This is a genomic window from Plantibacter lichenum, from assembly GCF_050587525.1.
Classification (GTDB): domain Bacteria; phylum Actinomycetota; class Actinomycetes; order Actinomycetales; family Microbacteriaceae; genus Plantibacter.
This window is the reverse complement of record NZ_JBOBFT010000014.1, coordinates 94,373-116,064: the sequence shown is the minus strand read 5'-3', so window position 1 is coordinate 116,064 and position 21,692 is coordinate 94,373. Positions and strand designations below refer to the sequence as shown.

The following is a 21,692-nucleotide window of genomic DNA, read 5'->3' as shown; positions in this document are numbered from 1 at the left end:
AGTCGGGCACACCACTTTCACGTCCCGGGAAGCGTGTTCGTCTCGCCTGGTCAGTCTCGTCGACGATCGTCATCAAGCCGTGATCTGCTTGTCTGGGATCCCAGACCGGGCCCTCGGCCGAACGCGATCCGGGAGATACAGTTGAAGTGACCCCATCACAGTGCACTGAAGGCAGTGCGACCAGGCAACGGAGCCCGAGTGACGATCAGTACGCCCATCACCACCAGCCAGCGATCAACGGGAGAAGCAGTGACGCAGGAACGGCCCATCGAGACGAGGACGGAGTCCGACTCACTCGGCTCCATGGAGATTCCGGCGGACGCCTACTGGGGCATCCACACCGCCCGGGCGCTCGACAACTTCCCGATCACCAAGCGTCCCATCTCGGTCTATCCGGACCTCGTCGTCGCCCTCGCGAGCGTCAAGCAGGCAGCCGCACGCGCCAACACCGAGATCGGTGTGCTCAGCCCTGCGAAGGCGAAGCTCATCGACGCCGCGTGCCAGCGCATCATCGACGGCGAGTTCCACGACGAGTTCATCGTCGGCGTCATCCAGGGCGGAGCAGGGACGTCGACCAACATGAACGCGAACGAGATCATCACGAACGTCGCGCTCGAGATCGCCGGACGGCCCAAGGGCGACTACGCGTTCCTCCACCCCATCGACGACACGAACCGCTCGCAGAGCACGAACGACGTCTACCCGACCTCGATCAAGATCGCCCTCGCGTTCTCGCTCCAGTTCCTCCTCACGGAACTCGCGGCGCTCCGCGACTCGTGCAGTGCGAAGGCCCGCGAGTTCGCGCACGTCCTCAAGGTCGGCCGCACACAGCTGCAGGACGCCGTGCCGATGACCCTCGGCCAGGAGTTCCACGGCTTCGCGACCACGCTCAACGAGGACTACGACCGGCTCCACGAGACGCTCTGGCTGCTCTCCGAGGTCAACCTCGGCGCCACCGCCATCGGCACGGGCATCACCGCCGATCCGCGCTACGCGGAGTCCGTCGTCCGTCACCTCAACGAGATCACGGGCCTCAAGCTCGAGACGGCACCTGACCTCATCGAGTCCACGAGCGACGCCGGCGGCTTCATGTCGTTCAGCGGAACGCTCAAGCGCAGCGCCATCAAGCTGTCGAAGATCTGCAACGACCTCCGTCTCCTCTCGAGCGGACCACAGGCCGGTTTCGGCGAGATCAACCTGCCTCCGCGCCAGGCCGGCTCCAGCATCATGCCGGGCAAGGTCAACCCGGTCATCCCCGAGGTCGTCAACCAGGTCGCGTTCAGCGTCGTCGGCGCCGACATGACGGTCACGATGGCTGCGGAAGCCGGACAGCTGCAGCTCAACGCGTTCGAGCCGGTCATCGCGCACTCGCTCCTGCAGAGCATCGTCTGGATGGCACAGGCGTGCAAGACGCTGCGGGTCAACTGCATCGACGGCATCACCGCGAATGAGGAACGGCTCGGTGTCATGGTCGGCGCATCGGTCGGCGTCATCACCGCGCTCACGCCGTTCATCGGTTACCAGTCGGCTGCTGCACTCGCGAAGACGGCCCTGCTGACCGGTCGGAACGTCGCCGACCTCGTGGTCGAGGCCAAGCTCATGACGCGCGCGGAAGTGACGAAACAGCTCTCACCGGCACGCTTGTCCGGCATCGAGGCGATCACCTCCGCCATCCCGATCATCGACCTGCCGTTGCCGGACCCGATCAGTCCTGCGCCGAACCCGCCCCGGCACTGAGCCGCACTCCGATCCCTGCACCGAACCTCCCCGTCGAACCCCTGCTCCGGTGTTCACAACTCAGGAGAGCCCTCGGCGTGCCGCCCGGATACGCCGAGGATGCACCCCGACACGCCGAAGCCGTCCTGAGTTGTGAACACCCGGGACGGCTTCGGACGGTCGTGCAGTGAGCGTCGATCCTGCGCCGGCGGCGCGCTGGCTCTGCGTCGCCTCCTCTGCAGCGGCTATTCGGCGGGCGCGGCGCCCGTCACGCGGCAGCGCGTCGTGAGCTCGCCGATGCCCTCGACGGCCACCGTCACGGAGGCGCCGTCGGTCAGGAAGACCTGGGGGCTCCGCGAGTAGCCGGCGCCGCCCGGGCTGCCGGTCGAGATGAGCGTTCCGGGCAGGAGCGTCGCCGAACCGGACAGGTGCTCGATGAGCGTGGCGACGCTCCGCACCATGTGACTCGTCGACGAGTCCTGGAGGGTGACCCCGTCGAGGACGGTGGAGATGTGGAGGTTCTGCGGGTCCTGGATCTCGTCCGCGGTGACGACGACGGGACCGGTGGGTGTGAAGCCGTCGAAGGACTTGCACCTCGACCACTGCGCTTCCGAGTACTGGATGTTGCGGGCCGTGATGTCGTTGACGACCGTGTACCCGAACACGTGGTCGAGGGCGTCCTCCGATGAGACGTTGACGGCACGCTTCCCGATGATGACGCCGAGCTCTGCCTCGTAGTCGACCTGTTCGCTGATCTCCGCCGGCCACGTCGTCGTTCCGTCGTGTCCGGTGAGGGAATTGGCCCAGAGGCCGAAGATCGTCGGGGCGTTGTCGGTCTTGAGGTTGAGCTCGCTCGAGTGCGCCGAGTAGTTGAGGCCGACGGCGAGGATGGTCGGCGGTCGGAGCACCGCGGACGCGTGGACGAGGCCGTCGAGCGGTTCACCCGTGATGCCGCTCGCGGTGGCGTTGCCGACGTGGTTGCGGATGCGCTCGAGTTCGTCGGGGCCGCGCTCGATGAGTTCCTGGAGGTCTCGAGGGGCATCGTCGAGGATCTCGTCGAGGAAGATCGCTCCCGAGTCGTTCACGACGGCGAGCCTCACGTCCGCGGCGGAGCGATAGGCGTCGGTGCGCGAGGAATCGGGACGGTCGGTTGCGACAAAGTGTGCGAGCTTCACCCATCCACGCTATCGCAGGCGAGCCTCTCGCAGGGGGTTCGAGAGGCGCGCAGGGCCGATGTTCCGCCACTTGTTCCCGGATCGATGCGATTCCGTGTCCCGCCGGGGAAATACCCGACGAATGTCGGATGGGTTCGAGGGCATGGCGGTTCGATGTCATGCATCGATGTCAGGCATCGACGTCGCGCATCGATGTCGCACGACAGCGTCACCTCGCGCGCGCGATTACGCTGGAGCGCATGACCACACCGCTGCCGGGGACCCCAGGTCCCGACAGTGCACCGCCGCCGCCATGGCGACCGGGCGATCCGTCCCCGCAGCAGGCGTCGCCTCCCGTGGCCCGGCCGTCGATCATCGCCCCTGCGCCCGTCGATCCCGTCATCCCTCACTCAGTCCCTCGGCGATCACCCGCGCTGACGGTGACGCTTGCCTGGATCGCGGTCGTGGTGCTCGCGCTCGTCGGGCTCGCGCTCGTCGCGTACTTCGTCTCGACGCTCGGAACCGACGGCCTCGTGAGCGGCTTCCTGCTCGCGCTCGTGCCGCTCGCCATCGTGCTGTTCGCCGTCCGATGGATCGACCGCTGGGAGCCGGAACCGCGCCTCGCGCTCGTGCTCGCGTTCCTGTGGGGCGCAACGGCGTCCATCGCCATCGCGCTCCTCGTGGATCTCACGGTCAAGGTCTCCGTCATCCTCGTCGGGGTGCAGGCGTCGGACGTCCTGCTCTACGGCGTCCAGGCGCCGATCGTCGAGGAGACGGCAAAGGGCCTCGGTCTCCTGATCCTGTTCTTCGCCGCACGGAGTCAGTTCGACGGTCCGGTGGACGGACTCGTCTACGGTGCCGTCGTGGCAGCCGGCTTCGCGTTCAGTGAGAACATCCAGTACTTCGGACTCGCGCTCGCCGACGGGGGAGGAGGACTCCTCGCCCAGACGTTCATCCTGCGCGGCATCGTCTCGCCGTTCGCGCACGTGACCTTCACCGCGTGCACGGGCATCGCCCTCGGCTATGCGGCCAGACGCTACAAGGGACTGAGTGCGCTCGGCCCCTTCTTCGTCGGGCTGCTCGTCGCCGTCGTCCTCCACTCGCTCTGGAACCTCCTGCCCGGGTTCTACCCGTTCCCCGTCGTGTACGTGCTCCTCGAAGTGCCGATCTTCGCGGTCTGGCTCATCGTCATCGTGTTCCTCCGCCGCACCGAGATCAGCGTCACCGCGGATCGACTCACCGAGTATGCGGCCGGTGGATGGTTCACCCCGGGCGAGGTCGCGATGCTGACGACACGGGACGGCAGGCGGGGCGCCAGAGCGTGGGCGAAGTCGCGGTCGCGAGCTGCGGATCGATCGATGCAGCGGTTCATCGTCGCGGCGACCAGGCTCGCGTTCTGTCGGCAGCGCATCGTGACGGGACGGGATCGTGCCGTGGATCGGGCGCGCGAGCGGGAACTCCTCGATTCGATCACGGTGCTCAGACGAGAGCTGCTCACCGGGCACTGAGCCGAGTGGTCCGCGTCGAGTCGAGGGGTCCGCGCGGCGAGTACTGGGCTGAGGACCGCCCTGGCGAAGGGGCCGGAGAAGCAGTCCGGAGAACAGGCCCGGACAGACTCATCGCCCGGTGCTGCGGCAGTGCCTGCAAGTCTCCCGGGCGACGAGTTCTGCTCTCAGCATGCTCCACCTGCTGGACGAGCGCAAGGGTTCGTTGCCCCCTGAACACGGTTCCTCGCGATGTCCCACAGGTGTCGGGGCGGCCGCGCGCCGCGCAGAGCATGGTCGCGATGTCGGTTGCCCGGGCCGTCACTCGTCACGCGGAGAGCGAAATCGTCCTGACGGGAGCCCGTGGAACTGCTTGGATGGTTCCATGACAGATTCATCACGGACCAAGCCAGAAGTCGACGCCCCCCAGGGCCCCGCGCCCACCGAGCTCGTCATCGAGGACATCTTCCTCGGCGACGGCGATGAGGCTCAGGCCTCGTCCACGGTCGACGTGCACTACCTCGGCGTCGGGTACGACTCCGGCGAGGAGTTCGACTCCTCGTGGAGCCGCGGCCAGTCGATCAACTTCCCGCTGCGCAACCTCATCTCGGGGTGGCAGGAAGGCATCCCCGGCATGAAGGTCGGCGGCCGTCGCAAGCTCACCGTTCCGCCCGAGCTGGCCTACGGCCCCGCAGGCGGAGGCCACCAGCTCTCCGGCCAGACGCTCGTCTTCGTGATCGACCTCCTCGGCGTCAAGTAGACCCCAGTACCACCGCCCCCTCGCGGCGTCCGGCGCACGCGCCTGGACTGCCTCGAGGGGGCGACCTCTGCCATCGCCAGTTCCCGGAGACCAGTCATGCCCAGCACCGCAGCCGAACACGTCGCGCACCTCACCGCCACGATCCCCGACTTCCCGACCGAGGGGATCCTCTTCCGCGACCTCACGCCGGTCTTCGCCGACGCTGACGCGTTCCGGGCGATCATCGACGACTTCGGTGCACGATTCGACGGCACCTTCGACGCCGTCGCCGGTGTCGAAGCGCGCGGCTTCCTCCTCGCATCGGCGCTCGCGTACGCGACCCACACCCGTCTGGTGCCGATCCGTAAGGCGGGAAAGCTCCCCGGCGAGGTGCTGCACGAGGACTACGGCCTCGAGTACGGTGCCGCAGCTCTCGAACTGCGACTCGGCCAGTTGCCGCAGGGGACGCGCGTTCTCATCCTCGACGACGTGCTCGCCACGGGCGGTAGCTGTTCCGCGGCCGTCAAGCTCATCGAGCGCGCCGGATACGTCGTCGCCGGTCTCGGTCTGGTGCTCGAACTCGACGGCCTCGGCGGACGCGACCGTCTCGCCGGCCGCGACGTCTACGCGATCGCTACGGAGTAGTCGCCACGGAGTAGTCGCCGCGCGCTCGTCACCGTCGCCGACTTCCTTCGTCGCGCCTGCCTCTACGATGCCTGCCCCTACGGCGTCGGCGCCGTCGCCGTGTACGAGCGGAACCGCGGGTTGGTCCGGACGAGCGTCCAGACGATCGCCGCGATGAGCAGCCCACCCGCGAGCGGCGGCATCCAGAGCGCGAACGCCGATGCCGCGAGACCGATGTAGAGATCGCCGAGACGCGGTCCACCGGTCACGACGACGACGAACAGGCCCTGAAGGCGACCGCGGACGGCGTCGGGCACGGCGGTCTGCAGCATCGTCATCCGGAAGATCGAACTGACGTTGTCGGCGGCTCCCGCGATCGCGAGGGCGATGCCGGCGCACACGATGGCCGGGACGTTGAGCGAGTCGGCCCCGTGCACTGCTGCCCCGGACAGTGTGACCCACGCCAGCACGCCGCCGAACGCGGCGATCGCGAAGCCGTAGACGACGATCGCCGCCTGGATGCCGCGGCCCTGATGATCGACGCGCCCGATGGGCCCCGACAGCAGGCTCGAGATGAGCGCACCGATCGCCATGGTCGCCGTGAGGACGCCGACGGTGATCGGCCCGCCGCCGAGGACGAGCGTCCCGACCGCCGGATAGAGGACTCTCGGATTGCCGAAGGTCATGGCGACGATGTCGACGATGAACGTCATGCGGATGTTCGGCGCCGTCTTCAGGAACGTCCAGCCGTCGACGAGGCTGCGGAGTCCGGGAAGGCGTCTCGTGCTCTCGTCGGGCAGGATCGCGGGGAGGGAGGCGATGCCGAGGAAAGCGGCGACGAACAGGATGACGTCGATCGTGTACGTCCAGGTGAAGCCGACGGTCGCCACGAGGACGCCCGCGAGAGCCGGGCCGACCGTGACCATGACGCCGGCGGAGATGCCGCCGAGGGCTGCGGCAGCCGGGAGGAGTCGGGCGGGCAGGATCCGAGGCAGGATCGCCTGTCGTGATGTGCCCACGATCGTCGTCGAGACCGCGTTGATGGTCGTCAGGACGTAGAGCGGCCACACCGTCTCCACGTGCAGCCACGCGAGAGCCGCGATGATCGCGGTCGATCCCCACGTCACGATCGCCGAGAACAGCGCCACCTTCCGCCGGTCGAAGGCGTCGGCGAGCATTCCTCCGTACAGACCGAAGACGATCATCGGGACGAGAGCGAAGACTCCCACGAGCGAGACGGCGAACGTCGACGAGGTGAGCGCGTAGACCTGCAGGCCGACCGCGACGATCGTCATCTGGCCGCCGATGCCCGTGATCGCGCCGCCGAGCCAGAGCCGAGCGAACGCAGGGCTCTCTCGGAGGGGGGAGAGGTCGACGAAGAGCGATCGCTTGCGAGGTGCAGGCTCTGCCGAGTTCAGGTCCGCTTCGCTGGTGTGGGACGGCTCCTGCGTCGGTTCACGCTGCGTGTCGTCGGGATGTTCCGGCGGGAGGGGAGGGCTGGGATGGTCGCTGGGCACTGGTTGCTGATCAGCTCTGCGTCACACCGCTCACGATGTACAGGACGATCGTGATGAGGGGGAGTGTGCCCTGGATGAGCGCGGCCTTGATGCGGCCGGGCCCGCTCGACAGCAGGACGACCGAGGCGCCGAACATGCAGATAACCGAGAAGAGGCCGATCGCGAAGCCCGCCTGCTGGACGCCGACGCCGTAGAGGATCGCGCCCACGAGTGCGCCGATGGCGAGGAACAGGTTGTAGAAGCCCTGGTTGTACGCGAGGACACGAGTGGTCTGGGCGTCCTGTTCGTTCGCGACGCCGAATCGTTTCCATACGGCCGGCCGGAGCCACGCGAGCGACTCCCAGTAGAAGATGACGATGTGGAGTGCTGCGGACAGGGTTGCGGCGATCGCGACGAGGATGACCATGTGCTCACCCTATTGGTGCCCACCCGTCGCGGGCCAGCATGACGCGCACCCGTGGCATCGGCGGTCGGAGATCCTTACGGTGCCGCGAAGCGCGTCACGGGTGTCGCTCGCACGCCGATTCGGGAGGGTGTCAGCCGCGTCGGGCAGGATGGAGACATGCGCCTCTGGTCGATCCACCCCCGCTACTTCGATGCCCAGGCGCTCGTTGCCACGTGGCGCGAGGGCGTCATCGCTCAGCGGGTGCTGCAGGACGAGGCGTCGAACCTGCGCGATCACCCGCAGGTGCAACGGTTCCTGGAGGCTCCGGAGCCGGACGCTGCAATCGGGGCATTCTTGGCTGCGCTCGCCGACGAGGCGGAGGAACGCGGCAACAGCTTCGACCGTGCGGTGATCGACGCCGAACCCGCAGAGCTCGTGAACGTCGCCCCGATGCCGGTGACTGACGGTCAGCTCGACTACGAGTGGGGGAATCTCAACCGCAGGCTCCTCGAACGGAGCCCTGCCGTCGCGGAGCGGTGGGCGAAGGTGTGGCGACCGGAGGCGCATCCGTTGTTCGTGGTCGTCGGCGGCGGCATCGCCGATTGGGAAGTCGTCTGACCGACCCGCACGACATGCAGGGCGTCGCTGTCCGTAGCGTCACGAAATCGATGCCTGAGCCTCTCGACGGCCGCCCCGCTCACCCACTACCGTTGCCCCATGGGCAGACACGCTGACGTGGGATCCGGACCGCTCGCCACAGCCGAGCGAGTCGTCCTGCTCCGACCCGACCTCGAGCAGGCGATCGACGACGCGGGTCGCCTGGCCGTCTTCCGGAGTCTTCCGAACAGCGCTCAGCGCGAGTTGGCGACGTGGGCGGAAGCCGCCGACGGCTCCGAACGCGAGCAACGCATCGAACGGCTCATCGAGATCCTCGCCGAACAGCACGCGAAGGCACCGACAGGCGACCTCGACGACTGAGCGCCTGTGCTGCTGAGCGGCCGTCCGGCTGTTCTGCTGGGCGCCTGTCCGGCGGTCCGGCTGAGCGCCTGTCCGGCTGAGGACCGTGCGTTCGGCGACGGTGCGGTGTCAGAAGCCGAAGTCCCCTCCGCCACCGAAGTCTCCGCCGCCGAAGTCGCCGAAGCCGCCGCCGTCTCCGCCCCAACCCGCATCGGTCGACGTTCCGGGGTCCGAACTCCAGCCCGCGTCACCGGCGCCGGCTTCCGTGGTCGTGTCGCCCGCACCCGCGTCACCCGTCCCGGAGTCGCTCGTTCCTGCGTCAGCACCATCGGTGCCGCCTGCATCGTTCGCGCCTGCATCGTTCGCGCCGGCTTCGGTGCCGACGGAGTCGGGGATGAACGCGCTCGCGATGGCGGATCCGATGACCATGCCGGAGATCGTCCCGAGGAGTGAACCCGCGAACATCGTGCCGAGACCAGGCATCGCGCCGCCGAAGCCGCTGCGCTGGCCGCCGTTTTGCGGACCGTTCTGGCCGCCGTTCTGTCCGGAGAACGAGCGCTCGAGGGTGCCGGGCTGACGGAGCTCGGAACGGGTCGCCGAGGTAGCGAGCGCCGCTGGGGAGTCGTTGAGCGGCGCGTCACCGGCCGGCGCGTTCTGGGAGAGCTCCTGGAAGACGAGCGTCCGCTGCTCGGGAGTGAGTTTCGCGAACGCCTCGGCGTGGACCTGTTCGATGGCCTCGGGCGGAGCCGTGCGGAGGAGGTAGCGGTAGCGTTCGACGGCGATCTCGTCCGGGCTGCGTTGGGCGGCGGGCGCGGCGGGTGCTTGCTGGGTGTACTGGTCCTGCGGCTGGCCGTACTGTCCTGCCTGGCCGTACTGGCCCGGTTGCGGCACCTGCGGCACGTTCCGGTCGACGCCGTACGGCGCGTTCTGAGCGTTCGGATCGTTCCGGTCCTCGCGGCCGAGGAGTCGATCGAGGAATCCCATGGTGTTCTCCTTCGCGGTCGTGGTCCCCGATGGTAGGCCGATCGGCTGCTCCAGGGCTGGGTTGGCCCTGAGAATCGGCCAAGTGTTGGGTAGTGATGCTGGCCAGCACGTTCGAAGCAGCTCCGAAGGACTCCGAAGCGGCTTCGAAGCAACGCTGTGCGGGTACCGCTGATCGCCGAGCGACGCTGTCAACTGTCGGCCATCGGGAATGCCAGGGTGCATCCATGCGCTGCACTGTGGGAACGACGAAAGGTGAGCATGAAACTGTCGGTACTCGATCTGATCCCGGTGCGCTCGGACCAGAACACCAACCAGGCCCTCGCGGCGACGATCGGCCTCGCGAAACGAGCCGACGAACTCGGCTACAACCGGTACTGGGTGGCGGAGCACCACAATATGCCGTCCGTGGCATCCACGAACCCAGCCGTCGTCATCGGCATCCTCGCCGCCAACACGCAGCGCATCCGCGTCGGCTCCGGCGGGGTGATGCTGCCGAACCACGCTCCGCTCGTCGTGGCGGAACAGTTCGCCCTCCTCGAGGCGGCAGCGCCCGGACGCATCGACCTCGGACTCGGACGAGCTCCGGGCAGCGACCCCGTGATCTCGGCGGTCCTCCGCCAGTCCGGCAATGTGAGCGACGTCGACCGCTTCCCGAACAACGTGCAGGACATCGTCTCCCTCCTCGGCGAGGAGGGAGCGACCGTCCGCCTCACCTCGGGAGACGAGTACGAACTGCGTGGAACGCCGAAGGCGGGGAGCATCCCCGACGTGTGGCTGCTCGGGTCGAGCGACTACTCGGCCGCGCTCGCCGCCGCGCTCGGCTTGCCGTACGTCTTCGCGCACCACTTCTCAGGGCAGGGCACGGCTCGTGCGCTCGAGCTCTACCGAACCACGTTCGAAGCGTCGCCGCGGCTCGAAGCACCGCGCACCTTCCTGACCGCCAACGTCGTCGTCGCCGACACGAAGGAGGAAGCGGAGGCGCTCGCCCTCCCGAACCTGCAGCAGATGGCACGCCTCCGCGCAGGCAAGAAGCTCGGGCCGATCGCGACGGTCGAGGAAGCAGCGGCGGACGAACTGTCGAGCCTCGAACTCGAGCTGCTCGACCAGATGCGGAGCGCCTGGATCATCGGCGATGCCGAATCCGCCGCGCGTCAGCTGACGCAGCTGGCCGAGCGGTTCCAGGTCGACGAGGTCATGGTGTCGCCGGTCAGCTCTGCATACACGGGCACCGATCCGTCGTCGGCGCCTGCTCGCATCCGCTCGCTCGAACTCCTCGCGGAGCAGTTCCTGACGGCCTGATCCGCAGGCGGCCTGATCCGCGGGGCGCGTTCGATCCGCGTCCGATCCACACTCTGCACCACCCGCGCCGCGGCGCTGGACACCGGCTCCGACCGGCCGTTCAGCGTCGCGGTTCGTTCGTGTGACCGGCGATCGGCGCCTCCGGCTGTGCGTGTCGGACGCGGTCGACGAGCTCCTGCCACGGACCCGTCAGCTGCTGTTCGGCGAGGACGGCCTCTCGCGGCTCGCACCGGATGCGGTAGACGTAGCGATCCGGCTGCGGCGCGACGGGAACGGCCTCCGACCAGGGCAGGCGATCGATGAGGACGAGCCACGTCTGCGGATCGGGCTGATCGTCCACGACGACCTCCCAGCGACGCGTCAACCCGGCGATGCCGCCGCTCCTCGTCACCGTGACCTTCATGCGGCGATCGTACTCCGCCTCTTCGGTCACCATAACTCCTTCAATTCGGGAGGGTCGGCGGCTGGCTGCCCCGGAATAGCAAGGTTCGCAGACGGCGACCGTTCGGATTGAAGGAGTTATGACGCGGGAAGACCTGCGGTGTGGCAGTGGCAGTGGCAGTGGCAGTGGCAGTGGCAGTGGCAGTGGCAGTGGCAGGGGCAGGGGCAGGGGCAGGGGCAGGGGCAGGGGCAGGGGCAAGGGCAAGGGCAGGGGCAGGGGCAGGGGCAGGGGCAGGGGCAGGGGCAGGGGCAGCGGCAGGGGCAGGGGCAGCGGCAGGCGGACGGGATCACACGGTCGGAGTCACGCCCACGGCGTCCCAACCGGTCGCTACCGCACGGTGCACGTCCGAGCCGACGCCGTATCGCAACGACGCAGCGCGCAGGGTCGCCGCAGCGAAGCCCGCGAAGTCGACCGTGGGGGAGAGCGCCCCGGTTCCCGTGGCGGTCAGCGTATCGTACCAGACCTGTCCTGTCCGTTCCCAGGCGTTGCCGCCGAGCGTCGTCGCGGCGACGGCGAACGCACGGTTCGGGATGCCCGAGTTCAGGTGGACACCGCCTTCGTCATCGCTCGTCTCGACGTAGTCGTCGAAGTGGGCCGGTTGCGGGTCCTTGCCGAGCACGTCGTCGTCGTACGCTGTCCCCGGATGGATCATCGATCGGAGCGCCTCGCCCTCGACCTGATCGGTGAAGAGGCCGACGCCGATGAGCCAGCTCGCATCAGCGGCTCTCTGACGACTGGCGTACTGCTCCACGAGTGCACCGAAGACGTCCGAGACGTGTTCGTTGAGCGCACCGGACTGGCCCTGGTAGACGAGACCGGCGGTGAACTGGGTGACGCCGTGGGAGAGCTCATGGCCGATGACGCTCAGCGAGCGCGTGAACCCGCGGAAGACCTCCCCGTCACCATCGCCGAAGACCATGCGCTCGCCGTTCCAGAACGCGTTGTCGTAGTCGTCGCCGTAGTGGACGGTCGCGAAGAGGGGGAGACCGCGGTCGTCGATCGAGTTGCGACGGTACGCCTCAGCGAAGAGCCTGTGCGTCGCGCCGAGGCCGTCGTAGGCCTCGTTCACGGACGAGTCCTGATCCTCCGGGGCGCCTTCCGTCCGGATGAGTCGTCCGGGAAGCGTCTCCGTGCGGTCGGCGTCGGAGATCTCTCGGTGCGGGCCGGGGATGGGCGCTGGCGGTCCCGCAGGCGCACGCGTTGCGGCCGGCGCCGGATAATCGAGGTTCGTCGCAGCATCCCGTACATTCCGCATGTCCCGTACGTCCAGTGCATTCGGTTCATCCTGCGAGCCCTGAACCGGCGCTGCGGCCCGGCCGGGCTCCGGGAACCGGTACGGCCTCGTGACGAGGAGCGAGTAGCGAGCGGCCGTGGCCGCGCGGCCGAGGTGCGGGGCTTCGAGTCCAGCGATGCGTTCGAGCAGGTAGGGCGGAACGATGCCGCAGACCACGTGGCGCGCCTCCGCCTGCTCGCTCGTCACATCGTGTGCTCCGCGTTCCCGATCCTCGTCCATGCGGCGATCCTGCCACGATGCGCCGACATCGGATAGGGCAAGCGAGCAACCGGCAGAGCGTCTGTCTTGGGAGCACGGTCAACGCCCGGCCTCGGGCGGGAATACGATCGGCAGTACCGCCGTTGACCCAGATATCCATTCAACTGAATGGAAACGAAGGGCTGTCGGGCACGACCTCAGACAACCCACGACTCAGGAGTCACGATGCAATTCGGAATCTTCACGGTGGGAGACGTCACCACCGACCCCACCACCGGTGTCACGCCGACCGAACACGAACGCATCGAGGCGATGGTCGCCATCGCGCTCAAAGCCGAAGAAGTCGGCCTCGACGTCTTCGCGACCGGCGAGCATCACAACCCGCCGTTCGTCCCTTCCAGCCCCACCACGATGCTCGGTTACATCGCCGCGAAGACCGAGAAGCTCATCCTCTCGACGAGCACGACCCTCATCACGACCAACGACCCCGTGAAGATCGCCGAAGACTACGCGATGCTGCAGCACCTCGCGGGCGGTCGCGTCGACCTCATCATGGGTCGAGGCAACACCGGCCCCGTCTACCCCTGGTTCGGCCAGGACATCCGTGAGGGCATCAACCTCGCGATCGAGAACTATGCGCTCCTCCACAAGCTGTGGCGAGAGGACTTCGTCGACTGGCAGGGCAAGTTCCGCACGCCTCTCCAAGGCTTCCAGTCCACGCCGCGCCCGCTCGACGGCGTGCCCCCGTTCGTCTGGCACGGCTCGATCCGCAGCCCCGAGATCGCGGAACAGGCCGCCTACTACGGCGACGGGTTCTTCGCGAACAACATCTTCTGGCCGAAGGAGCACTACATGCGCCTCATCCAGCTGTACCGTCAGCGCTTCGAGCACTACGGCCACGGCTCTGCCGACCAGGCGATCGTCGGGCTCGGCGGCCAGGCATTCATGGCGAAGAACTCACAGGACGCCGTGAAGCAGTTCCGTCCGTACTTCGACAACGCTCCCGTCTACGGTCACGGCCCGACGCTCGAGGACTTCACCGAGCAGACCCCGCTCACGGTGGGCAGCCCGCAGCAGGTCATCGACCGGTACGCCTCCATGCGCGACTCGTTCGGCGACTACCAGCGTCAGCTGTTCCTCATGGACCACGCGGGGCTCCCGCTCGGCACCGTGCTCGACCAGCTCGAAATCCTCGGTGGCGAGGTCGTCCCGGTCCTCCGCAAGGAGTTCGCGAAGAACCGTCCGGCGCACGTTCCGGAGACGCCGACGCACGCATCCCTCGTCGCCAAGGCGGAAGCGGAGCTCGCTGCGAAGTCGGGTGAGGTGACGACGCGCGTCGTCGTCGCCGACACCGTCACGGGTGGGTCCGTCGGCGGTTCTTCCACGGGCGCTTCCTCCACCGGCACCACTGGAGCAGGCTCCGCGTTCGGCGCCGCAGCGGCGGGACGCTCACGATGACCGCCAAGCGCCGCCTCGCGGTCGTCTCCGGTGGACTCAGTCAACCGTCGTCGACGCGTCTCCTCGCCGACCGACTGCGTGATGCGACCGTCTCGCAGCTCGAGCGGCGCGGCTTCGAGGTGGAGGTGACGACGATCGAACTGCGCGACCTCGCGCACGACATCACGAACAACCTCCTCACCGGGTTCCCCGCCCCGGCGCTCAGCTCGGCCATCGAGGCGATGACGTCCGCCGACGGCCTCATCGCCGTCACGCCGATCTTCACCTCCAGCTACTCCGGCCTGTTCAAGTCGTTCTTCGACGTCGTCGAACCGGGTGCGTTGAGCGATCTCCCCGTGGCGATCGCAGCGACGGGTGGAACGGCGAGGCACTCGCTCGCACTCGAGTACGCGGTGCGGCCGATGTTCGGCTACCTGCACTCGGTGGTCGTGCCGACCGCCGTCTTCGCAGCCTCCGAGGACTGGGGGGCCGGCGACGATCAGGTGAGCGCACTCCCGGACCGCATCGAGCGGGCCGCCGGAGAACTCGCGGCGCTCGTCGCCGCATCGGAGCGGTCGGGACGACTCGAGGACCCGTTCACGGTCACGACGCCCTTCGCCCAGCTCCTCGGCGGGTTCGAGTCGGACTGACGGGTTCGACTCGTCCGGCCGCGATCACTCGTCCACCTGAGCACGAGCGGTGCGAACCCCGGGTGAATCCCGGGTGTTCGCACCGTGTTCCGCACGACTTCGCCCACTTCCCAGCGGCGGACCGCTTCGGCCTGAAATACTGAGGGTCCGTGCGCCGTCGAGGTGCACGGGGAAGAGGTGGTGGCCGGATGGCTCGAACGTGGCTCGCGCAACGCTCCCGTGCGCTCGGGGCGACGAGCGGCGCGGCCCTCGTGGGAACGATCCTCGTCGGTGCGGCCTTCGCGACCGGCCTGATCCCCGGTGCGTCTCCGGCGCATGCGGCCGGCAATGCGGCGATCACCACGCCTGTCGACGGCGCGACGGTCTACCGCACCGACTTCACCGTCAACGGCACGCAGGCCTCCGGGTTCGACGTCCGCGGTACGGCGGACAAGGGCACGACCGTCGTCCTGTCCTACTGGCGATCGGTCAAGCTCTACGAAGCCGCGAAGCCCTGCTTCACGGAGAAGCCCGCGGCCACGTGTGCACAGCAGCCCGCGGAGGGGTCGGGCACGCCGGAGCTGCGGTTCGACGGGCAACCGGTCAAGCAGGCCGATGACGGGTCGTGGGGCACGCGCGTCAATATGACGCAGTGGCTGAAGGGCGCCGACCCCGGCGAGTACGACATCACCCTCGCCCTCGTGGTGAAGAACGATGACGGCAGCGCCTCCATCGGCGACCCCGTTCGCGTCGTCTACGACTCGACGAAGACGCAGGGCGCGGCCGACGCGCTCGCCGAACCGGCGGCGAAGGCCGGGCTCGGCCCTGTCCCGATCTGGGTGTGGCTCCTGGCTGCGTTCCTCCTCCTCGATGCGGTGGCGTTGTTCCTCATCCTGCGGCTGCGACGCAACCGTCGACGCGAAGCGGAACGAGTCGAGGACGCTGCTCCTCGCCGTCGCTCCACACATCGCGCGCCGCCAACGCTGTGACGCGTGTGCCCGTGTTCCGCAGGAACCTGCTAGAATTTCAAGGTTGCCGTCAAACGGCCGCGGATGAAGAGAGCCCACGCATCAGGCGAGGGGCACCGCGCAACGAGAGGAAGGGGATCCCCAGCTATGGCTCTTGAAGGAGAAACCAAGAAGGCGATCATCGAAGAGTACGCGACCCACCCAGGTGACACCGGGTCCCCCGAGGTCCAGGTTGCGGTCATGACCCAGCGGATCAAGGACCTCACCGAACACCTCAAGGAGCACAAGCACGACCACCACTCGCGTCGTGGCCTGCTGCTCCTGGTCGGTCAGCGTCGCCGTCTGCTCGGCTACCTCCAGGACATCGACATCGCGCGTTACCGCTCGCTGATCGAACGTCTCGGACTGCGCCGCTAAGCTTCGGCAGCTCATTCTTTCTGACGGCGGAGCCGGTTCATCCGGTTCCTGAGCCCGTCGAAGGACGCTGAGAACGCGAACTTCTTGACAGGCCGTCACCCCTCGGGGTGGCGGCCTGTTCGCGTACCCGGCTCGGCCTACATGGCGCCGGGCGCGGGTGGGTCGGCCGGGGGCTGCGCGGGTGCGATCCCGGGAGCCGAAGAGATCGCCGACGACCGACGGGCACTACGACGATCCGCGACGGTGCCGAGTCGGTCGATGAGCAGACCGACCGTGACAGCCACGACGACTGACACGAGCACGGCGACGAGCGGTTTGCCCGGCAGGATCCCACCGAAGAACGCACCGACGCCCACGTTGTAGAGCGCCCACGCGACACCGGCGATCGCCGTCAACGGCAGATACCGTCGCATCGGCAAGCCGCTCGCGCCAGCGGCGAGGTTCACCGCGATCCGAGCGAACGGGATGTAGCGGGCCGTGAGGATCGCCACCGCGGCTCGACGATGGAGGGCGCGACCGGCACGAGCGATCGCCCCGGAGACGCGAGGACCCCGCATCCACCGAAATCGCGAGACCCCGACGGCCCGTCCGATGAGGAAGCACAGGACATCGCCCGTCATCGCGGCGACGGCGGCGACTGCAAGGAGCGGGACGATCGGAGGCGAACCGGTCGCGGCGGAGATCGCGCCGAGCGCGACGACGACCGTCTCGCTCGGCAGGATCACGAGGAACGCATCGCCCACCGTCACGAGGAACAGAGCCGGGAAGAGGAGCGGGGACGATGCGAGGCCCGTCATCCACGCGCTGATGCCGTCCACGATCGCACCGAGCTGGTCCACGACACCTGTTGTACGCGATCGACGTGAACGGTTCGGGGACCGGAGGTGGACACGGGTTGGCCGCGGTGCGCGGGCGCGGTGTTCGGGCGGACTGCCCTTCGACAGGCTCAGGGACCGGGGATGGGCTCAGGGACCGGGGTTCGGCTCAGGGACCGAGAGCCCGGAGTCGGAGTATTCCGTCACAGGGGGAGACGCGCACAGGAGGCGGTGACAGAGTGGAAGGAGCGTGCCGCCGGGAACAGGCGACGCCGAATGCAGCAGCCCACGACAGCAGGAGGATCCACGATGGCACGATTCGTGCAGTTCACCGAGTACGGCGGCCCAGAGGGCTACCACGTGATCGATGTCTCCAAGCCGGAGCCCGGAGTCGGCGAGATCCGAGTGCGGGTCCTCGCCACCGGACTCAATCCGGTGGACCACAAGATCACGGCCTACCCGCAGATCGGCGAAGCATACGGCCTCCATCTGCCGTCGGGGAACGGCAACGACTTCGCCGGCGTCGTCGACGCCGTGGGCGCGGGCGTCACCTGGTCGACGGGTGATCTCGTCTACGGAGGGAAGCGGTTCTACGCCCAGGCCGACTACCTGATCACGACGGCGGACAAGGTCATCGCCGTGCCGGACGGGCTGTCGGTCGAGCAGGCCGGAGCCCTCGACATCGTTGGCAGGACGGCGGTCGCGAGCGTGCGCGCCGTCGACCCGAAGCCGGGGGAGACCGTGCTCGTGAGTGCCGCGGCCGGTGGCGTCGGGGTCCTCGCCGCGCAACTCGCCGTGGACGCCGGAGCCCGCGTCATCGGCACCGCGAGCGAATCGAATCACGAGTACCTGCGCGGACTGCGCATCGAACCGGTCGCCTACGGCGAAGGGCTCCTCGAGCGGGTGCGCGAGCTCGTCCCCGAGGGCGTCGACGCCGTGCTCGACAATCAGGGACGGGCCACGCTCGAACTCGCTGTCGCGCTCGGCGTGTCGAAGGAACGCGTCAACACGATCGCTGACCGGCCGTTCGCGACCGAACACGGTTTCAGCGGCATCGGCGGAGCGGATGCGACGATCGACGACCTCGCAGAACTCGGCAAGCGCATCGCCGCCGGGGAACTCGACTTCCCGATCGACAGCGTCTACCCGCTCGAACGCGTCGTCGAGGCGTACCAGCACCTCATCGCGGGGCACCTCCGGGGCAAAGTCGTCCTCGTCACCGAGTAGCACCGTCGTCTCCGAGACCCGGCGGGCGCATCGCCGTTCCCCTCAGTGTCACGGAAGTGCCACTGAGCGCTACCGCTCGGAGCGGCGGGCGCCCGTCGGATCGTCGTGCGGTTGGACGGGATCGTATGCACGAGCGCTGAAGATCCAGGCGGCACGCGGTTCGACGAGCGGTCGGAACACGGTTCGCACGGGTGTGCTCGACAGCACGACGACGATGAGCACCGATGCTGCGAGCATCCCGACGAGGACCAGCTCCGGGTGCTCCGTGCCGCTCAGGAGACCCGACTCGCGCAGCGGGTAGAGCACGAAGCTGTGCAGGAGGTAGACGTACATCGTCGACTGTCCGTAGCGTGTGATCCAGCCCTCGCGTCGGGGGAGGAGCGCGAAGAACGCCGCCGTGAGCAGGACGGCGAGGAGGATCGCGGCGAGGCGGACGAGCCCGGCCGTCCACGTCTCGTTGCCGAGGCCCGCGTATCCGCGATCGTAGAAGAACCACAACTGCAGGTCCATCCTCCGCCAGACGTCGATCCAGACGACGAGGACGACCGCCCAGGCGACGAGGACCGCGGCCGCGACCACACGCACCCACCAGGCCCGGCTCCGTGCGAGGCGCCAGCGGTCGATGATCCGCCACCGGTTCAGCTGCCAGCCGAGGACGAAGAACGGCAGGATGCCGAGCGCCCTCGCGAGGGAGAACGTGCTGTCGACGTTGCCGAGGAACCCGACGCCGACGGAGATCGCGACGCTCCAGAGCAACGGCCAGCGCAGGAGCGCCAGGTAGGGGAGGACCAGCCGGAAGATGCCGAGCGCGAGCAGGAACCAGAGCGTCCAGGAGGGCTGCGTCGGGTTGAGGTTCGCCGAGCCCTCGACCAGGAACTGCACGAGCGACCAGATCGACTCCATGATCAGGTACGGCAGGAGGATGTCGGTGACCACTCGACGCATCTGCCGACGCCCCGGAGGCGAGGCTTTCGAGAAGAAGCCGCTGATGATCGCGAATGCGGGCATGTGGAACGCGTAGATGAACAAGTAGACGACGAGTGCCGCATCCGAGTCAGCGGTGAGACGCTGGATCGCGTGCCCCATCACCACGAGCGTGATGCAGGCGAAGCGGGCGTTGTCCCAGAGCGGGACGCGACGGCGCGGCGTGCGGGGAGTGGCCGGAGGGACGTCGGCGGGCGTGTCCGTGCTATTCGGTGTGTCCGTCGTGTCCGTGCTGTTCGTCGTGTCTGCGGAGCTGCCGGATCGGGCGGCCGGGTCGCTCATCGGGATACCTCCGTCGGTGAGCGTCCAGCGTAGCCGAGAGTCGACAGGTGATGGACAGGCGGCCGAGTGACCGGTGGTGACGGCGTCTGACCGAGGGCGGCGAGGGCCCGAGGAATGTCGGAGACGCGCCAGCGCAAGAGGTGCTCGACGCCTCCCCGCGTGAGTATTCTGTGCTCGTGTCGACGCATGAACGAGAAGCGGCTCCGGCCGCAGCAGCACGTGACGCACGCCTTCCCGAGATCGACTGGAGCGTCCTCCCGCCTGGCGCCGTCCGGTTCGACTTCGCTGCTCCGAGCGGGACGCTCGCCGCGATGTCCCTCGGCGATCCCGCGCATCCGCGTGTCGTGCTCGTCCCCGGGATCACCGGATCGAAGGAAGACTTCACCCTCCTGGCGCCGCTGCTCGTCGAGGCCGGCTACTTCGTCGAGAGCTACGATCTCGCCGGGCAGTACGAATCGCACCTGGCCGGCCCGCTGATCGGGCAACGCTTCACGCAGGACCTGTTCGTGGCCGATCTCGAGGCGTTCCTTCGGGCGGGAGCGCCGGCCCACGTGCTCGGCTACTCGTTCGGCGGGATCCTCGCCGGTCTCGTGGCTTCCGCGCATCCCTCGCTCGTCCGATCGTTGACCTTCCACACGACGCCGCCGCTCTCCGGACAGGCGTTCCGCGGGGTGCGCACGATCGGCTGGTTCAGCGGCTGGGTGACGGAACGCCAGGGCGCCGGCCTCATGATCTGGGGCATCCGGACGAACCAGAACCGGGTCGGCCCGAATCGCCTCGCGTTCGTGCGTGAACGGTTCGACCTCACGAGGCGATCGAGCGTCGACGATGCGATCGGGCTCATGCGGAGGACGCCGGACCTCGTGCCGGGGCTCTCAGCGCTGTCGATCCCGAAGCTCGTCGTGACGGGCGACCACGACCTCTGGCCGACTCCGCTGCACGCGGCGTTCGCATCGTCGATCGGGGCGGCGTTCGCCGTGTACCGGACGGGGCACAGCCCGTGTGAGACGGCGCCGCACCAGCTCACCGAGGACCTGCTGTCGTTGTTCGCGACGAGGGAGGCTGGCGATGATCCGCACGACGGCGCGGCGTGATCGGTTGGGCACTTCGACAGGCTCAGTGACCGAAGTCCGGTCCCTGAGCGTGTCGAAGGGGTGCGCTCGATCGGGATGCACTTCGACAGGCTCAGCGACCGGGTGTGTGCTCAGTGACCGGGTGTGTGCTCAGTGACCGGGTGTGGGCTCAGTGAGCGGGTGCGTGCTCGGCGACCGAGGGTCACGCCGGGGAGTTGGTGGGGTCGACCCCGTCGGGCTCCTCGACGCTTCGCCTGAGCGCACGCCGTCGCCACGGCGCCTCCTCCGGCAGGTGAGCGCCGATCGTGTGGAACGCCCAGTCGAGACGGCGGATGAGCCCGTTCCATGAATCGAACGGCCGACCGGAGATGCCGACGGTCAGCGTGTCCTCGTAGTGGACGCGCGTCCCCGGGCTCAAGTGGATGCTGAGGTCGAGGTCGTCATGGACGCGCGGATCGTCTCGGTGCACCCGCCCGCCGACGTCGGCCCACACCTCATGGCGCATTGCGAAGTTCGAGCCGAAGAGCGGAGGCTGCCCGAGCCACAGCGACATGGACCAGAAGTACCCGCCGAGGTAGAGCGTCCGTCCGAGGAGGGTCGACACGGCCCCGCCGTCGTAGAACTCGCCCGGCCCCGTGATCGCATCGACCTCCGGCATCGTCACGAACGCCGCCTCGATGTGCGCCAGCCAGTCGACCGGAGGACGTGAATCCGCGTCGATGCGAACGATGACCTCGCCGCTCGCGGCGTCGTAGCCGGTGGAACTCGCCGACCAGATGCCGACGACCGGCTGCTCCAGGACGATCGCTCCGCCGGCCCGGGCGACGCGAGCCGTGTCATCGGTCGAGCCGTTGTCGACGACGATGATCTCGTCGGCAGGGCGCAGCTGAGCAGCGAGGTGTTCGAGGCAGTGCGCGAGCATGGCGGCGTCGTTCCTGGCCGGGATGACGACCGACAACGTGACCACGCGCGACTCCAGTTCCCCGGCACTCGGCGGATAGGCGATGCCGCGGCACCACGTTACTCCCGATCCGTGCTCCAGCCGCCCCATCTCGACGGGGTTGCGT

22 protein-coding genes are annotated in these 21,692 nt (G+C 68.2%); 13 read left to right on the top strand and 9 right to left on the bottom strand.

The window, feature by feature from the left end; all coding sequences use genetic code 11:
- The first annotated feature begins 249 nt into the window (after positions 1-249).
- Entirely contained in the window at positions 250-1,737 is a 1,488-nt protein-coding gene (locus ACQ3HB_RS17535; RefSeq protein ID WP_430921778.1) for an aspartate ammonia-lyase, read from the top strand.
- Positions 1,738-1,961: 224 nt separating this feature from the next.
- Here ACQ3HB_RS17535 and ACQ3HB_RS17530 read toward each other — a convergent pair whose 3' ends face one another.
- Complete coding sequence (locus tag ACQ3HB_RS17530; protein WP_430921777.1) at positions 1,962-2,816, bottom strand: fumarylacetoacetate hydrolase family protein; 855 nt, start codon at positions 2,814-2,816, stop codon at positions 1,962-1,964.
- A 314-nt stretch (positions 2,817-3,130) separates the two neighbouring features.
- Between ACQ3HB_RS17530 and ACQ3HB_RS17525 the strand changes: the two genes are divergently transcribed.
- From ACQ3HB_RS17525 to ACQ3HB_RS17515, 3 genes are all read left to right on the top strand, one after another.
- Complete coding sequence (locus ACQ3HB_RS17525; RefSeq protein WP_430921763.1) at positions 3,131-4,378, top strand: PrsW family intramembrane metalloprotease; 1,248 nt, start codon at positions 3,131-3,133, stop codon at positions 4,376-4,378.
- A gap of 361 nt (positions 4,379-4,739) precedes the next feature.
- On the top strand, positions 4,740-5,114 hold the full coding sequence (locus ACQ3HB_RS17520) for an FKBP-type peptidyl-prolyl cis-trans isomerase (protein ID WP_430921761.1): 375 nt from the start codon (positions 4,740-4,742) through the stop codon (positions 5,112-5,114).
- A 96-nt stretch (positions 5,115-5,210) separates the two neighbouring features.
- Positions 5,211-5,738: an adenine phosphoribosyltransferase gene (locus tag ACQ3HB_RS17515; protein WP_430921759.1), complete on the top strand. Its 528-nt coding sequence runs from the start codon at positions 5,211-5,213 to the stop codon at positions 5,736-5,738.
- Between the two features lie 77 nt (positions 5,739-5,815).
- Here the strand turns inward: ACQ3HB_RS17515 and ACQ3HB_RS17510 are convergent, their stop codons facing one another.
- Together ACQ3HB_RS17510 and ACQ3HB_RS17505 are read right to left on the bottom strand one after the other, a co-directional pair.
- On the bottom strand, positions 5,816-7,135 hold the full coding sequence (locus tag ACQ3HB_RS17510; protein WP_430921776.1) for an MFS transporter: 1,320 nt from the start codon (positions 7,133-7,135) through the stop codon (positions 5,816-5,818).
- Between the two features lie 109 nt (positions 7,136-7,244).
- A complete protein-coding gene (locus tag ACQ3HB_RS17505) occupies positions 7,245-7,640 on the bottom strand; it encodes a DUF1304 domain-containing protein (protein WP_430921758.1) in 396 nt (131 codons plus the stop codon).
- 156 nt (positions 7,641-7,796) lie between these two features.
- Between ACQ3HB_RS17505 and ACQ3HB_RS17500 the strand changes: the two genes are divergently transcribed.
- Both ACQ3HB_RS17500 and ACQ3HB_RS17495 read left to right on the top strand, forming a co-directional pair.
- Entirely contained in the window at positions 7,797-8,237 is a 441-nt protein-coding gene (locus tag ACQ3HB_RS17500; RefSeq protein ID WP_430921757.1) for a pyrimidine dimer DNA glycosylase/endonuclease V, read from the top strand.
- A gap of 99 nt (positions 8,238-8,336) precedes the next feature.
- A complete protein-coding gene (locus ACQ3HB_RS17495) occupies positions 8,337-8,597 on the top strand; it encodes a YdeI/OmpD-associated family protein (protein ID WP_430921756.1) in 261 nt (86 codons plus the stop codon).
- A 108-nt stretch (positions 8,598-8,705) separates the two neighbouring features.
- Here ACQ3HB_RS17495 and ACQ3HB_RS17490 read toward each other — a convergent pair whose 3' ends face one another.
- Entirely contained in the window at positions 8,706-9,560 is an 855-nt protein-coding gene (locus ACQ3HB_RS17490) for a hypothetical protein (protein ID WP_430921755.1), read from the bottom strand.
- 258 nt (positions 9,561-9,818) lie between these two features.
- On the opposite strand from ACQ3HB_RS17490, the gene ACQ3HB_RS17485 reads away from it, so the two are divergent.
- On the top strand, positions 9,819-10,859 hold the full coding sequence (locus ACQ3HB_RS17485; protein ID WP_430921754.1) for an LLM class flavin-dependent oxidoreductase: 1,041 nt from the start codon (positions 9,819-9,821) through the stop codon (positions 10,857-10,859).
- A 100-nt stretch (positions 10,860-10,959) separates the two neighbouring features.
- On the opposite strand, the gene ACQ3HB_RS17480 is transcribed toward ACQ3HB_RS17485, so the two are convergent.
- Entirely contained in the window at positions 10,960-11,295 is a 336-nt protein-coding gene (locus ACQ3HB_RS17480; protein WP_430921753.1) for a protealysin inhibitor emfourin, read from the bottom strand.
- 292 nt (positions 11,296-11,587) lie between these two features.
- The gene (locus ACQ3HB_RS17475) at positions 11,588-12,814 is read right to left on the bottom strand and encodes a M4 family metallopeptidase (RefSeq protein ID WP_430921752.1); all 1,227 of its coding nucleotides are present in this window, start codon (positions 12,812-12,814) and stop codon (positions 11,588-11,590) included.
- Between the two features lie 204 nt (positions 12,815-13,018).
- Between ACQ3HB_RS17475 and ACQ3HB_RS17470 the strand changes: the two genes are divergently transcribed.
- The 4 genes from ACQ3HB_RS17470 to rpsO all read left to right on the top strand — a co-directional run bounded on the left by ACQ3HB_RS17470 (position 13,019) and on the right by rpsO (position 16,244).
- Positions 13,019-14,251, top strand: coding sequence for an LLM class flavin-dependent oxidoreductase (locus ACQ3HB_RS17470; protein WP_430921750.1), 1,233 nt, complete (start codon positions 13,019-13,021; stop codon positions 14,249-14,251).
- Positions 14,248-14,880 carry an FMN reductase gene (locus tag ACQ3HB_RS17465; protein WP_430921748.1) on the top strand — a complete coding sequence of 211 codons (633 nt, stop codon included), beginning with the start codon at positions 14,248-14,250 and terminating at the stop codon, positions 14,878-14,880. Before ACQ3HB_RS17470 ends, ACQ3HB_RS17465 begins: the two co-directional genes overlap by 4 nt.
- 188 nt (positions 14,881-15,068) lie before the next feature.
- Positions 15,069-15,848: a hypothetical protein gene (locus tag ACQ3HB_RS17460; RefSeq protein ID WP_430921746.1), complete on the top strand. Its 780-nt coding sequence runs from the start codon at positions 15,069-15,071 to the stop codon at positions 15,846-15,848.
- Between the two features lie 126 nt (positions 15,849-15,974).
- Positions 15,975-16,244: a 30S ribosomal protein S15 gene (rpsO, locus tag ACQ3HB_RS17455; protein ID WP_422781304.1), complete on the top strand. Its 270-nt coding sequence runs from the start codon at positions 15,975-15,977 to the stop codon at positions 16,242-16,244.
- A 137-nt stretch (positions 16,245-16,381) separates the two neighbouring features.
- On the opposite strand, the gene ACQ3HB_RS17450 is transcribed toward rpsO, so the two are convergent.
- Positions 16,382-17,083, bottom strand: coding sequence for a DedA family protein (locus tag ACQ3HB_RS17450; protein ID WP_430921745.1), 702 nt, complete (start codon positions 17,081-17,083; stop codon positions 16,382-16,384).
- A 285-nt stretch (positions 17,084-17,368) separates the two neighbouring features.
- Between ACQ3HB_RS17450 and ACQ3HB_RS17445 the strand changes: the two genes are divergently transcribed.
- A complete protein-coding gene (locus ACQ3HB_RS17445) occupies positions 17,369-18,286 on the top strand; it encodes an NADP-dependent oxidoreductase (RefSeq protein ID WP_430921744.1) in 918 nt (305 codons plus the stop codon).
- Positions 18,287-18,355: 69 nt separating this feature from the next.
- On the opposite strand, the gene ACQ3HB_RS17440 is transcribed toward ACQ3HB_RS17445, so the two are convergent.
- Entirely contained in the window at positions 18,356-19,552 is a 1,197-nt protein-coding gene (locus tag ACQ3HB_RS17440; protein WP_430921743.1) for an acyltransferase family protein, read from the bottom strand.
- Between the two features lie 176 nt (positions 19,553-19,728).
- On the opposite strand from ACQ3HB_RS17440, the gene ACQ3HB_RS17435 reads away from it, so the two are divergent.
- Positions 19,729-20,646, top strand: a complete 918-nt coding sequence (locus ACQ3HB_RS17435) for an alpha/beta fold hydrolase (RefSeq protein ID WP_430921742.1) — start codon at positions 19,729-19,731, stop codon at positions 20,644-20,646.
- A gap of 181 nt (positions 20,647-20,827) precedes the next feature.
- Here the strand turns inward: ACQ3HB_RS17435 and ACQ3HB_RS17430 are convergent, their stop codons facing one another.
- On the bottom strand, positions 20,828-21,592 hold the full coding sequence (locus ACQ3HB_RS17430; protein WP_430921740.1) for a glycosyltransferase family A protein: 765 nt from the start codon (positions 21,590-21,592) through the stop codon (positions 20,828-20,830).
- Between the last annotated feature and the right edge of the window lie 100 nt (positions 21,593-21,692).